The sequence below is a fragment of the Streptomyces sp. NPDC029014 genome (assembly GCF_055564695.1).
On record NZ_JBVHVT010000039.1, the window covers coordinates 1 to 13,321 of the forward strand.

Here is a 13,321-nt window from a genome sequence, read left to right on the forward strand (position 1 = left end):
GAGGATGAGACCACCCTTGACGACCTCGATGACGGTACCGGTGACGATGCCGTCCTCTTCCTTGATCTTCTCGATGGTGCCCCAGGCACGCTCGTACTGGGCGCGCTTCTTCGAGAGGATCAGGCGGCCTTCCTTGTCCTCCTTCTGGAGAACCAGGGCCTCGATCTCGTCGCCGACCTTGACGACCTCGTTCGGGTCGACGTCGTGCTTGATCGAGAGCTCGCGGCTCGGGATGACGCCTTCGGTCTTGTAGCCGATGTCGAGCAGGACCTCGTCCCGGTCGACCTTCACGATGACGCCGTCGACGATGTCGCCGTCGTTGAAGTACTTGATCGTCTCGTCGATCGCGGCGAGGAAGGCTTCCTCGTTACCGATGTCGTTGACCGCAACCTGCGGAGTGGTGGCGGTGGTCTCGGTGCTGCTCGTCATGTGGGAAAGGGCTCCGGTACGGACATGAAGTCGTAGGTACTGCTACGCCGGGAGCCCTTATCGGCACCTGCCGAAGAAGCCGGACAGCCTAGGAAGCCCAAGCCACCAGGGGTGGCAGGGCCTCGAGAACCGAGGGGACATCAACAGATGCAAGCGCAGCCTGCTAGGTCTGAGGAGCACAGGCTCGCAGCGCAACTTGTAGCATACGGGGATGGCCGGACGGGGTCAATGCGCGAAGGCGCACACCCAGGGCGGATCACCGCACAACCGGCACAATTCATGGGCGGGCAGGCACGAATGGCCTCCCCGACCTCTTTCGCAGACTACGACGACGGGCCCCATGAACCAAGAGGACTACGCCCCCGAACAGGCGCCCGGCACCCATGGCGACACCGCGGACGACGCTTTCGCCACGCGCCGTGACACCGACGAAGCGGAGAGCAGCCGGGCGAGCCGCTCCTGGTGGGACCGCAACGCGGACGACTACCAGCGCGAGCACGGCGCCTTCCTCGGCGACGACCGCTTCGTCTGGGGCCCCGAGGGCCTGGACGAGGCCGACGCCGCCCTGCTCGGCCCGACGGACTCCCTGAAGGGCAAGGTCGTCCTGGAGATCGGCGCCGGCGCCGCCCAGTGCTCCCGCTGGCTGGCCGCCCGGGGCGCCCGCCCGGTCGCCCTCGACCTCTCCCACCGCCAGCTCCAGCACGCCCTGCGCATCGACAGCGGCTCGGTCCCCCTGGTGGAGGCGGACGCCGGGCGGCTGCCCTTCCGCGACGGCGTCTTCGACCTGGCCTGTTCCGCGTACGGGGCCGTTCCCTTCGTCGCCGACCCGGTGAACGTCATGCGGGAGGTGCACCGCGTCCTGCGGCCCGGCGGCCGCTGGGTCTTCTCCGTCACCCACCCCATCCGCTGGGCCTTCCCGGACGAGCCCGGCCCGGAGGGGCTGTCGGTGGCGGCCTCGTACTTCGACCGGACCCCGTACGTCGAGCAGGACGAGCAGGGGCGCGCCGTGTACGTCGAGCACCACCGCACCCTCGGCGACCGGGTCCGGGACGTGGTGGCGGGCGGGTTCCGCCTGATCGACCTGGTGGAGCCGGAGTGGCCCGCCTGGAACGGCCAGGAGTGGGGCGGCTGGTCCCCGCTGCGCGGCAATCTGATCCCCGGCACCGCGATCTTCGTGTGCGAGCGGGCGGACGGGGCCTGAGCCGTGCCCGTACGCGCCTCCGCCCTCGACACCCTCCCCGTAAGGGAAGCCCTGCCCGCGCTCGCCTCGGCCCTGGACGGCCACGGCACGGCGGTGCTGTGCGCCCCGCCCGGCACCGGCAAGACCACACTGGTGCCGCTGGCCCTGGCCGGGCTGGTCGGCGGCGGCCCTCGGCGCCGGGTCGTCGTGGCCGAGCCCCGGCGGATCGCCGCCCGCGCCGCGGCGCGGCGGATGGCCTGGCTGCTGGGCGGGAGAGTGGGCGGCGCGGTCGGCTTCACGGTGCGCGGCGAGCGGGCGGTGGGCCCCGACACGGTGGTGGAGGTGGTCACCACCGGTGTCCTGCTGCAGCGGCTCCAGCGGGACCAGGAGCTGGCCGGCGTGGACGTGGTCGTCCTGGACGAATGCCACGAGCGGCACCTGGACGCCGACACCGTCGCCGCGTTCCTGCTGGACGTACGGGAGACCCTGCGCCCGGAGCTGCAGCTGGTCGCGGCGTCGGCGACGACCGACGCGGAGGGCTGGGCGCGGCTGCTCGGCGGCGCCCCGGTGGTGCGGGCGGAGGGCGTCTCGTACCCGGTGGAGACGGTGTGGGCCCCGCCGGCCCGGCCGGTGCGGCCGCCGCACGGGATGCGGGTGGACCCGGCGCAGCTGGCGCACGTGGCCGCGGTGGTGCGGCGGGCGCTGTCCGAGCGCACCGGGGACGTGCTGTGCTTCCTGCCCGGCACCGGCGAGATCGGCCGGGTGGCCGGGCTGCTGGCCGGGATCGACGCGGAGGTGCTCCAGGTCCACGGTCGGGCCCCGGCGGCGGTCCAGGACGCGGCGCTCACCCCGGCGGACCACCGGCGGGTGATCCTCTCCACGGCGGTGGCCGAGTCGAGCCTCACCGTGCCCGGGGTGCGGGTGGTGGTGGACGCGGGGCTGGCCCGCGAGCCGCGGACGGACCATGCGCGGGGCCTGGGCGCGCTGACGACCGTACGGGCCTCCCGCGCGGCGGCCCGGCAGCGGGCCGGGCGCGCGGGGCGCGAGGCGCCGGGGACGGTGTACCGGTGCTGGGCGGAGGCGGAACACGGGCGGCTGCCGGCGTTCCCCGCGCCGGAGATACGGCTGGCGGACCTGACCGCGTTCGCGCTGCAGGCGGCCTGCTGGGGTGATCCCGACGCGTCGGGGCTGGCACTGCTGGACCCGCCGCCGGCGGGGGCCATGGCGGCGGCGCGGTCCGTGCTGTCCGCGGTGGGCGCGCTGGACGCGGCCGGGCGGGTCACCCCGCGGGGCGCGGCCATGTCCCGGCTCGGCCTGCACCCGCGGCTGGCCCGGGCCCTGCTGGACGGGGCGGCGGCGCCGGACGCGGCCCGGCGGCGGGTGGCGGAGGTGGTGGCGCTCCTGAGCGAGGAGCCGCCGCGGGAGTACGGCGACGACCTGGTCGCGGCCTGGCGCGCCGTACGGTCCCAGCGGGGCGGGGACGGGGGCGGCGGCTATGCGGGGCGTTGGCGCGCCGAGGTCGGGCGGCTGGTCGCGGCGTCGGCCGCCGCGGAGGCCCTCTCCCCCACCCCGCCCCTTCCCGGAACCGGGGCTTGCGACCCCGGACGCCGCCCGTCGGACGCTGCGCGCCCGAGCCCCCGGGGCTCCGCCCCGGACCCCGCTCCTCAATCGCCGGAGGGGCTGGAAAACTCAGCCCCTCCGGCGATTGAGGCGCGGGGGTGTGGGGGCGGAGCCCCCGCGATCGGTCCGGGCGGAGCCCGGGGAACGCCGGCGGTGGCCGACGACCACGTCGCCGGGCTCGTCGTCGCGCTCGCCTTCCCCGAGCGCGTGGCCCGCACCCGCGGCCGGGGCCAGTACCTCATGGCCTCCGGTACGGGAGCCGCGCTCCCGGACGGCTCCCGGCTCGCCACCGCCGGCGACTGGCTCGCCATCGCGGTGGCCGACCGCAGCAGCGGCTCCGCCGACGCCCGCATCCGGCTGGCCGCCGTCCTCGACGAGGCCACGGCCCGGGCCGCCGCCGAGCACCTGTTCTCCTCCTCCGAGGAGGTCCACTGGGACGCGGGGGCCGGGTCCGGGACCGGAGACGTGGTCGCGCGGGCCGTGCAGCGCCTCGGCGCGATCGAGCTCGCCGCCCGCCCCCTGCGCGACCCGGACCCCGCCCTGGTGCGCCGGGCCCTGCTCGACGGCCTCGCGGCCGAGGGCCCGGGCGCGCTGCTGCGCTGGTCGCCGGACGCCCTGGCGCTGCGCGAGCGCCTCGCGTTCCTGCACCGCACCCTGGGAGCCCCCTGGCCGGACGTGTCCGACACGGCCCTGCTGGGCCGCCCGGCGGAGGACTGGTTGGAGCCGGAGCTGTCCTCGGCCCGGCGCCGCGCCGACCTCGCGCGGATCGACGCCGGCCGGGCCCTGACCCGGCTGCTGCCCTGGGCCACCGGTGAGGCGGCCCGCCTGGACGAGTTGGCCCCGGAGCGGATCGAGGTGCCGAGCGGCTCCCGGATCCGGGTGGACTACTCGGCCGAGCAGCCCGTCCTCGCGGTGAAGCTGCAGGAGTTGTTCGGGCTCGCCGAGACTCCGCGGGTCGCGGGGGTGCCCGTCCTCGTGCACCTGCTGTCGCCGGCGGGGCGGCCCGCGGCGGTCACCGCCGACCTGGCCTCCTTCTGGCAGGGTGGCTACCGGGCCGTCCGCGCCGAGCTCCGCGGCCGCTACCCGAAGCACCCGTGGCCGGAGGACCCGGCGACGGCCGAGCCGACCCGGCACACCAACGCCCGCCTCAGGCGCTGACCCCGTCCCCGGCTGCGGCCGCAGCGGTCCTGCGGCCGCGGGCCTCCAGCCACAGGGCCGCCCCGAGCAGCGCGAGCCCGGCGGCGGCGAGCCCGGCCGGGGCGTACGTGTGGAGGGCGAGGACCTTCGTGCGGTTCGACCGGACCAGGTCGACGGTGTACCGGCTGTAGTCCTCGCGCATCTTCACGTGCCCGGCGAAGACGGTGAGCCGGCCTTCCGGCGCCCCGGCGGCGATGCCGCCGCGCATCTCCTGTTCGACGACCTGTTCGGCGTTGACGGGCGCGCCGGTGACTGGCTCGACCCAGAACATCGCCCTGGCCTTGTACCAGAGGCTGGTGCCGGTGCTCTGCTCGAAGGTCGCCGGGTCGATGCCCTCGATCGGCATCTTCTTGGGCAGGGGGACCTTGGACCAGGGCACGTCCTGTTCGTAGTAGTAGACGTCCATGCCGCGGAAGGTGCGCGGGCCGACGTAGTGGATCGGGGACGAGGTGCGGGTCTGGGCGTCGAAGTAGAGGTAGTCGCGCGGCTCGGTGAAGAACGGCCACTTGAACTCGATGCCCTCCCGTTCGACGGGGTCGCCGTCCACGGCCTCGCCGGGGGCGTGGACGGGCGCCTGCGTGTGGGCGTCGAAGACGTAGCGCTCGGGGATCTGGGAGACCGTCTTCCCGTCGGGGCCCGCGATGTGGGAGAGGGTGTCCCAGACGACGACGTCCCGGCCCGTGCTCGCCTCGATCTCCCGCGACGCCTCCACGTTGCCCTTGAGGGTCTGGACGATCGTGACCTTGTCCACCTTCTTGGGCTGCATCCCGCCGGTGTAGTCGAGGAGGGTCGCGTCCTTCGCCTCCAGGACCATCTCCTGGTACTGGTTCGGCGGGATCCTGGCGAGCCGGGGGTACGCGTACCAGCGCAGCAGCGGCGCCAGGGCGGTGCAGAACACCGCGAGGGCGAGGAGGACGAGGCTCGCTCGGCGTCGCACGTCCGGCCTCCTCACTGCTGCCCGGGGGCGGCGGGCGCGGTGGTGAGCAGCGGTCTGGGCGAGGTCTCGCCTTCCTGCGCCCCGAGCGCCGTGACGGCGAACGCGAGGGCCAGCGCGGCGGCAAGACCGATGGCGGCGGCGGCGAGTGCGCGCATACCGGGCTCCGGATCTGATGGGGCGTCAGGGCGGGGGCACCGTAGCAACGCGCGTGCGAGATGAGAACCGTTCGGCTACGGGGTTCGCGTGCCGCCCCGCGCCGCGCCCGGGGAGGGGGACCCGGACGGGGACCCCGACGGCTCGGCCGCGGAGGGCGACGGCCGGACGCTCGCCGTGGGGCTGGGCGTCGGCCGGGACGTGGCCGTCGACTTGGGCGTCGGGCTCGGCGTGGGGGTCGGTGTGGGGGTAGGTGTGGGCTTCGGACTCGGCGTCGGAGTCGGACTCGGCGTCGGCGTGGGCGTGGGCGTCGGGGACGGGGTGGGCTTCGGACTCGGCGTCGGAGTCGGCTCGGGGCTCGGGGACGGGGGCGGCGTGGGTGTGGGCGTGGGCGTGGGTGAAGGCTCCGGCCGGGGCTGCGGCTTCGCCGGTGCGGCCGCGCCGCCTCCCGCGTTCGGGACCGCGTGCGCGCCGTTGAGGTAGTACGCGAACCAGGACCGCACCGTCCGCAGGTACTCCGAGGAGTGGTTGTAGGAGAGGACGGCCCGGTCCACGTCCGCGTCCACCCGCAGGTCGCGGCTGCCCGCGCACAGGTAGCGGCCGGCGGCGAGGGCGGCGTCGTACACGTTGCCGGGATCGCGCCGGCCGTCGCCGTCGGCGTCCTGGCCCCAGGCGGCCCAGGTGGACGGGATGAACTGCATGGGCCCGACGGCGCGGTCGTAGGCGGCGTCCCCGTCGTAGCGGCCGCCGTCCGTGTCCCGGATCGTCGCGAAGCCGTTGCCGTTCAGGACCGGTCCGAGGACCGGGCTCAGGGTGGTGCCGGCGGCGTCGACGCGTCCGCCGCCCGCGTGCCCGGACTCGACCTTGCCGATGGCCGCGAGCAGCTGCCAGCGCAGCCCGCAGTCCGGATCGGTGCGGCCCATCCGCTCCTCGGCCCGCTGGTAGGCGGCCAGTACGGTCGCCGGTATCCCCTGCGCGCCCACCGCACCGCCCGTGGCGACGGGCTGATCGTGCGCTCCGGCCGCCTCGCCGGGGCCTGTCGGCGGCGGCTGGGTTCCGCCGTCCGGCAGGAGGACCGCCGGTGGCTCCGGGCTGGCGAGGGGCGGGAGTTCGGTGAGGTACGCGCCGTCGCCGCCGTCCGCGCCGCCGTCCGGCGTCGGCGCCTCGGCCGGTGCCACGCCCTCCCCGACGACGGCCGTGCGGTGGCCGGGCGGGGCCTGCGAGGCGGTCACCGCGGCCGCCACCAGTGCGCACGCCACGGCGGCGGTCGCTCCCCTGCGCAGCCTGCCACGAGCCGTCCACCGAGCCGACATGAGCCGGTCCCCTCCCCCTCGACGTCGGCGTGACCCTACGTCAACTCCCTTCACACCGCACCGATCGGAGACCGGGCCTTCACCACTTCCCCACGCCATGTGCAGGTCACGCATACTGGCCGGACCCGTTCGGGACGCATTGGCCCGAAGTAAAGAAACGGTCACCCGCCGTGACCCGGGGCGCCGCCCCGCCGCTCGACCCGTTGTCCGCCGAACCGCCAAGAGGTGCCGTGCCGTTCACCCTCAGCCATGCCGCCGCCGTCCTGCCCGCCGTACGCCGCACCGGCCGGGCGCGCGGCCCGCTCGTCGCCTCCGCGCTCGTCCTAGGCTCGTTCGCGCCCGACACGTTCTACTTCGCGGACGCCGTCGTCGGCGGCGTCATGCGGTACGGGGCGTTCACGCACTCGCTGCCCGGCGTGCTGACCGCCGACGCCGTCCTGACCGCCGTGCTCGCCGCCTGCTGGCTGCTGCTGCGCGAACCGCTCGTGGCGCTGCTGCCGAGGGCCCGCCAAGGCCGCGTCCACGCCCTGGTCCGGGGCGAGGACTGGCGGGGCGGACCGGGCGGACCCGGCGGACCGGGCGCGCGGCGGCCGGCGACGCTCGCCCTGTGGTTCTACCTCTCGGCGGTGCTGGGCTCGCTCACGCACGTCGTCTGGGACAGCTTCACGCACCTGGACCGGTGGGGGACCAACGCCCTGCCCCGGCTCGGCGAGCCGCTGGCGTTCGGATACCCGCTCTACACCTACCTCCAGTACGGCTCGTCGGCGGTCGCGGCCGGCGGGCTGCTCTGGTTCGCGGTGACGGCCGTGCGCCGGACGTCCGACCGGCCCGCGCCGGGGGCGGTGCCGGCGCTGAGCAGGGCCGAGGTACTGGGCTCGGCCGCGCTGGTGGCCGGGTGCACGGCCGTCGGGGTGACGACGCGGGTGCTGCGCTTCTTCACGTTCTACGACCGGGTCCGCTCGCCCCTCGACATCGTCCCGACCGTCTGCTTCGGTGCGGGCGCCGGCCTCGCAGTGGGCCTGCTGCTGTACGCGGCCCTGGTGCGGTTGCGGCACCGCCGCCCGGCCCACGACCACGCCCACGCCCACGCCCACGCCCACGACGACCGGGACGCCCGGGACGCCCGGCAGGACCGGAGCGGCGGCGTGCGCTCCGCGGACACGGAGTCGCAGGAGCCCCTGCGCACCGGGTGAGCCCGCCCGCACACCGTGCACGTGCGCCCGCCCCCGCCGGACGGCGGGGGCGGGCGCAGGCACATGGCGAACCGGGCTCCGGGCTCCGGGCTCCGGGCTCCGGGTCAGTGCGCGGCGGACTCCCAGTCGGGGCCGACGCCCACCGACACGTCCAGCGGGGCCCGCAGGTCGACGGCGGCGGCCATCTCGCGGCGCACCAGCTCCTCGACCCGCTCGCGCTCGCCCGGGGCGATCTCCAGCACGATTTCGTCGTGGACCTGGAGCAGCATCCGTGACGTCAGGCCCGCCTCGGCGATCGCCCGGTCCACGCGGAGCATGGCGACCTTGACGATGTCGGCGGCGGTGCCCTGGATCGGGGCGTTCAGCGCCATCCGCTCGGCGGCCTCGCGGCGCTGGCGGTTGTCGCTGGCCAGGTCCGGCAGGTAGCGGCGGCGCCCGAAGATCGTCGCCGTGTAGCCGGTGGCGCGGGCCTCGTCGACGACGCGCTGCAGGTAGTCCCGGACCCCGCCGAACCGCTCGAAGAACGTCTCCATGAGCCCGCGCGCCTCGGCCGGCTCGATCCCGAGCTGCTGGGAGAGGCCGAAGGCGGAGAGCCCGTACGCGAGCCCGTACGACATCGCCTTGATCTTGCGGCGCATCTCGGGGTCGACGGCGGAGCGCTCCACGCCGAACACCTGGGAGGCGACGGTGGTGTGCAGGTCCTCACCGGAGAGGAAGGCCTGGATCAGGCCCTCGTCCTCGGACAGGTGGGCCATGACGCGCAGCTCGATCTGGCTGTAGTCGGCGGTCATGAGGGACTCGTAGCCCTCGCCGACGACGAACCCGCGGCGGATGGCGCGGCCCTCGTCGGTGCGCACCGGCACGTTCTGCAGGTTGGGGTCGGTGGAGGACAGGCGCCCGGTGGCGGCGGTGGTCTGGCTGAAGCTGGTGTGCACCCGGCCGTCGGCGGCGATCGTCTTGACCAGGCCCTCCACGGTGACCCGCAGCTTGGCCTGCTCCCGGTGCCGCAGCATGATCACGGGCAGGTCGTGGTCGGTCTGCGTGGCCAGCCAGGCCAGGGCGTCCGCGTCCGTGGTGTAGCCGGTCTTGGTCTTCTTGGTCTTCGGCAGGTCCAGCTCGCCGAAGAAGACCTCCTGGAGCTGCTTGGGCGAGCCGAGGTTGAACTCGTGGCCCACCGACGCGTGCGCCTCCTTCACCGCCTGCTGCACCGCTCCGGCGAACTGCTGCTCCATGGCCGTCAGGTGGTCGCGGTCGGCGGCGATGCCGGACCGCTCCATCCGGGCCAGCAGCTCGGAGGTGGGCAGCTCCATGTCGTGGAGCAGGTCGGCGGCGCCGACCTCCACCAGCTTGCCGGTGAAGGCCTCGCCGAGGTCGAGGACGGCGCGGGCCTGCGCCATCAGCGCCTCGGCCTCGGCGGTCTCGTCGGCACCGAAGGCCAGCTGGCCGTCGACCGCGGCGGGCTGGAGCTCGCGGCCCAGGTACTCCACCGACAGTGCGTCCAGCGCGAAGGACCGCCGGCCCGGCTTGACCAGGTACGCGGCGAGCGCGGTGTCCATGGTGACGCCGTCCAGGCGCCAGCCGTGCTCGGGGAAGACCCGCATCAGGACCTTGGCGTTGTGCACGACCTTGGGCCGGTCCGGGTCGCCGGCCCAGGCCGCGAACGCCTGCTCGTCGGCCTCGTCCAGCGCGGACGGGTCGAACCAGGCGGCCGCCCCGCCGGCCGCGGCCAGCGCGATCTCGGCGATGCTGCCCTGGCCCAGCGCCCAGCTGTCCACGGTGGACACGCCGAGGGGGCCGCCGCCGTGGGCCGCGAGCCACGGCGCGAGCTCGCCCGTGCCCAGCACCGACGCGTCCAGTTCCACGCCGGGGGCCGGAGCCGGGGCCTCCTCGTGGCCGGCGCCCGGGTCCACCGCCAGCAGCCGCTCGCGCAGCGAGGGGTTGCGGATCTCCAGCACGTCCAGCACGCCGGTCACGGCGGACCGGTCGTACGCGGCGCGCTCCAGCTCGGCCGGGGTCTTCTCCAGCGCCACGTCCCGGACCATCTCGGTCAGGACCCGGTTGAGCTTCACGGCCTCCAGGTGGTCGCGGAAGCTCTGCCCGACCTTGCCCTTGACCTCCTCGGCGCGCTCCACCAGCTCCGCGAACGATCCGAACTGGTTGATCCACTTGGCGGCGGTCTTCTCGCCGACGCCCGGGATGCCCGGCAGGTTGTCCGACGGGTCGCCGCGCAGCGCAGCGAAGTCCGGGTACTGCTGCGGGGTCAGCCCGTACTTCTCCACGACCTTCTCCGGCGTGAAGCGGGTCAGCTCGGAGACGCCCTTCGTCGGGTACAGCACCGTGGTGTGCTCGGAGACCAGCTGGAAGGAGTCCCGGTCGCCGGTGACGATCAGCACCTCGAATCCGAGCGCCTCCGCCTGCGTCGCCAGCGTCGCGATCACGTCGTCGGCCTCGAAGCCGTCGACCGCGAACCGCGGCACGTTCATCGCGTCCAGCAGCTCGCCGATCAGCTCCACCTGCCCCTTGAACTCGTCCGGGGTCGAGGAGCGGTTCGCCTTGTACTCGGGGAACTCCGTCGAGCGCCACGTCTTGCGCGAGACGTCGAACGCCACCGCGAAGTGCGTGGGCGCCTCGTCGCGCAGCGTGTTCGCCAGCATCGACGCGAAGCCGTAGATCGCGTTCGTCGGCTGGCCGGTCACCGTGGTGAAGTTCTCCGCGGGCAGCGCGAAGAACGCCCGGTACGCCAGGGAGTGCCCGTCCATGAGCATCAGGCGGGGGCGGTCCGCTGCGGTCGTCTGGTCGGTCTTCTTCGATGCGTTCTCTGCCACGCCCCCGATCCTAGGCGCCCCCGCCGACAATTCCGGCGTCGGCGATCACCGCCCCGGTCATGACAGGATCGGGCGCGAATGCGAAGCGCGCGGCCATGCCGGCGCACTGCCCGACGTGCTCAAAGGGGAGCGACATGGCCACGAAGCCGCCCGCAGGTGATCCCGTACAGGACGCGCCGCAGGTCGCGCCCCCCAAGCGCGCCGCGGCGGGCCTGCCCGCGATCGGGCACACGCTGCGGATCGCGCAGGCCCAGATGGGGGTGGCGCGCACCGCCCGCACCCTGCTCAAGGTCAACCAGAAGGACGGCTTCGACTGCCCGGGCTGCGCCTGGCCCGAGGGCGACAAGCGGCACACCGCCGAGTTCTGCGAGAACGGCGCCAAGGCGGTCGCCGAGGAGGCCACGCTGCGCCGGGTCACACCGGAGTTCTTCGCCGCCCACCCGCTCGCCGACCTCGCGGACCGCTCCGGTTACTGGCTGGGCCAGCAGGGCCGGATCACCCGGCCGATGCTCCTGGAGCGGGGGGCGCAGCCCGACGGCGCCGACCGGTACGAGGCCGTCAGCTGGGAGCGCGCCTTCGAGATCATCGCCGAGGAGCTGAACGCCCTCGCCTCCCCCGACGAGGCCCTCTTCTACACCTCCGGCCGCACCAGCAACGAGGCCGCGTTCCTCTTCCAGCTCTTCGCCCGCGAGTTCGGCACGAACAACCTGCCGGACTGCTCCAACATGTGCCACGAGTCCTCGGGCTCCGCGCTCACCGAGACCATAGGGATCGGCAAGGGCAGCGTCTCCCTGGAGGACCTCCACCAGGCCGACCTGATCATCGTCGCCGGGCAGAACCCGGGCACCAACCACCCCCGCATGCTCTCCGCCCTGGAGAAGGCCAAGACCTCCGGCGCGAAGATCATCTCGGTGAACCCGCTGCCCGAGGCCGGCACCGAGCGGTTCAAGAACCCCCAGAACCCCCTCGGCATGCTCCGCGGCACCCCGCTGAGCGACCTGTTCCTGCAGATCCGCATCGGCGGCGACCAGGCCCTCTTCCGCCTCCTGAACAAGCTCGTGATCGAGACGGAGGGCGCCGTCGACGAGGACTTCGTCCGCGAGCACACCCACGGCTACGAGGACCTCGCCGCCGCCGCGCAGGAGGCCGACTGGGCCGAGACCCTCACCGCCACCGGCCTGACCCGGCCCGAGATCGAACGCGCCCTCGCCATGGTCCTGGCCTCCGAGCGCACCATCGTCTGCTGGGCCATGGGCCTGACCCAGCACAAGCACGCCGTCGCCACCATCCGCGAGGTCGTCAACCTGCTCCTGCTCCGCGGCAACATCGGCCGCCCCGGCGCCGGCGTCTGCCCCGTCCGCGGCCACTCCAACGTCCAGGGCGACCGCACCATGGGGATCTTCGAACGCCCCGCCCCCGCCTTCCTCGACGCCCTCGACCGGGAATTCGGCATCACGTCGCCCCGGCACCACGGCTACGACGTGGTCCGCTCCATCGAGGCCCTGCGCGACGGCAAGGCCAAGGTCCTCTTCGCGATGGGCGGCAACTTCGTCGGCGCGACCCCCGACACCGAGGTCACCGAGGCCGCGATCCGCCGCGCCTCGCTCACGGTGCACGTCTCCACCAAGCTCAACCGCTCCCACGCGGTCACCGGCCGCCGGGCCCTGATCCTGCCGACGCTGGGCCGCACCGACAAGGACGTCCAGGCCTCGGGCCGGCAGTTCGTCACCGTCGAGGACTCCATGGGCATGGTCCACGCCTCCCGCGGCAACCTCGCCCCGGCCTCCCCGCACCTGCTGTCCGAGCCGGCGATCGTGGCCCGCATGGCGCGCGCCGTCCTCGGCGACGCCTCCACCACCCCCTGGGAGGAGTTCGAGCGGGACTACGCCGCCATCCGCGACCGGATCTCCCGCGTCGTCCCGGGCTTCGAGGACTTCAACGCCCGCGCCGCCCGCCCCGAGGGCTTCCGGCTCCCGCACGCCCCCCGCGACGAGCGCCGCTTCCCGACGGCCACCGGCAAGGCCAACTTCACCGCCGCACCCGTGGAGTACCCGCGGCTCCCCGAGGGCCGGCTGCTGCTGCAGACCCTGCGCAGCCACGACCAGTACAACACCACGATCTACGGCCTCGACGACCGCTACCGCGGGATCACCGGCGGCCGCCGCATCGTCATGGTCCACCCCGAGGACGCCGCCGAGCTCGGCCTCGCCGACGGCTCCTACACGGACCTGGTCGGCGAGTGGAAGGACGGCGTGGAGCGGCGCGCCCCCGGCTTCCGCGTCGTCCACTACCCCACCGCCCGCGGCTGCGCGGCGGCCTACTACCCCGAGACGAACGTGCTCGTCCCGCTGGACTCCACCGCCGACACCAGCAACACCCCCGCCAGCAAGTCCGTCGTCGTGCGCTTCGAACCGGCCTGATAGAACGACGTCAGGACAAGATGGTTAACGATCGTTGACGAACGGAGCCGGCCC

Annotated in this window: 9 protein-coding genes; 4 read left to right on the top strand and 5 right to left on the bottom strand. The window is 74.2% G+C overall.

Translation table 11 applies throughout. From position 1 onward, the window contains the following. Window positions 1-429, bottom strand: a 429-nt coding sequence (locus ACZ4VL_RS21895; protein WP_468202380.1) for a S1 RNA-binding domain-containing protein, incomplete at its 3' end; no start/stop codon positions are given. A 340-nt stretch (window positions 430-769) separates the two neighbouring features. Between ACZ4VL_RS21895 and ACZ4VL_RS21900 the strand changes: the two genes are divergently transcribed. Both ACZ4VL_RS21900 and ACZ4VL_RS21905 read left to right on the top strand, forming a co-directional pair. Next, window positions 770-1,630: a class I SAM-dependent methyltransferase gene (locus ACZ4VL_RS21900; RefSeq protein WP_468202382.1), complete on the top strand. Its 861-nt coding sequence runs from the start codon at window positions 770-772 to the stop codon at window positions 1,628-1,630. 3 nt (window positions 1,631-1,633) lie between these two features. Next, window positions 1,634-4,387 carry an ATP-dependent RNA helicase gene (locus ACZ4VL_RS21905; protein ID WP_468202385.1) on the top strand — a complete coding sequence of 918 codons (2,754 nt, stop codon included), beginning with the start codon at window positions 1,634-1,636 and terminating at the stop codon, window positions 4,385-4,387. Here ACZ4VL_RS21905 and pgfA read toward each other — a convergent pair. The 3 genes from pgfA to ACZ4VL_RS21920 form a co-directional block, all read right to left on the bottom strand. After that, window positions 4,377-5,363: a cell envelope lipid trafficking protein PgfA gene (pgfA, locus tag ACZ4VL_RS21910; RefSeq protein ID WP_468202388.1), complete on the bottom strand. Its 987-nt coding sequence runs from the start codon at window positions 5,361-5,363 to the stop codon at window positions 4,377-4,379. The two genes, ACZ4VL_RS21905 and pgfA, sit on opposite strands and share 11 nt — an antisense overlap. A gap of 11 nt (window positions 5,364-5,374) precedes the next feature. Then, window positions 5,375-5,518 (bottom strand): SPW_0924 family protein, encoded by a 144-nt coding sequence (locus tag ACZ4VL_RS21915; RefSeq protein ID WP_468202390.1) that lies wholly within the window; start codon window positions 5,516-5,518, stop codon window positions 5,375-5,377. Between the two features lie 75 nt (window positions 5,519-5,593). Next, entirely contained in the window at window positions 5,594-6,829 is a 1,236-nt protein-coding gene (locus ACZ4VL_RS21920; protein WP_468202392.1) for a lytic transglycosylase domain-containing protein, read from the bottom strand. 230 nt (window positions 6,830-7,059) lie between these two features. Between ACZ4VL_RS21920 and ACZ4VL_RS21925 the strand changes: the two genes are divergently transcribed. Beyond that, entirely contained in the window at window positions 7,060-8,022 is a 963-nt protein-coding gene (locus ACZ4VL_RS21925; RefSeq protein ID WP_468202395.1) for a DUF4184 family protein, read from the top strand. 104 nt (window positions 8,023-8,126) lie between these two features. Here ACZ4VL_RS21925 and polA read toward each other — a convergent pair whose 3' ends face one another. Beyond that, the gene (polA, locus tag ACZ4VL_RS21930; protein WP_468202396.1) at window positions 8,127-10,847 is read right to left on the bottom strand and encodes a DNA polymerase I; all 2,721 of its coding nucleotides are present in this window, start codon (window positions 10,845-10,847) and stop codon (window positions 8,127-8,129) included. Between the two features lie 134 nt (window positions 10,848-10,981). On the opposite strand from polA, the gene ACZ4VL_RS21935 reads away from it, so the two are divergent. Continuing rightward, window positions 10,982-13,267, top strand: coding sequence for an FdhF/YdeP family oxidoreductase (locus ACZ4VL_RS21935; RefSeq protein ID WP_468202399.1), 2,286 nt, complete (start codon window positions 10,982-10,984; stop codon window positions 13,265-13,267). Window positions 13,268-13,321 lie beyond the last annotated feature (54 nt).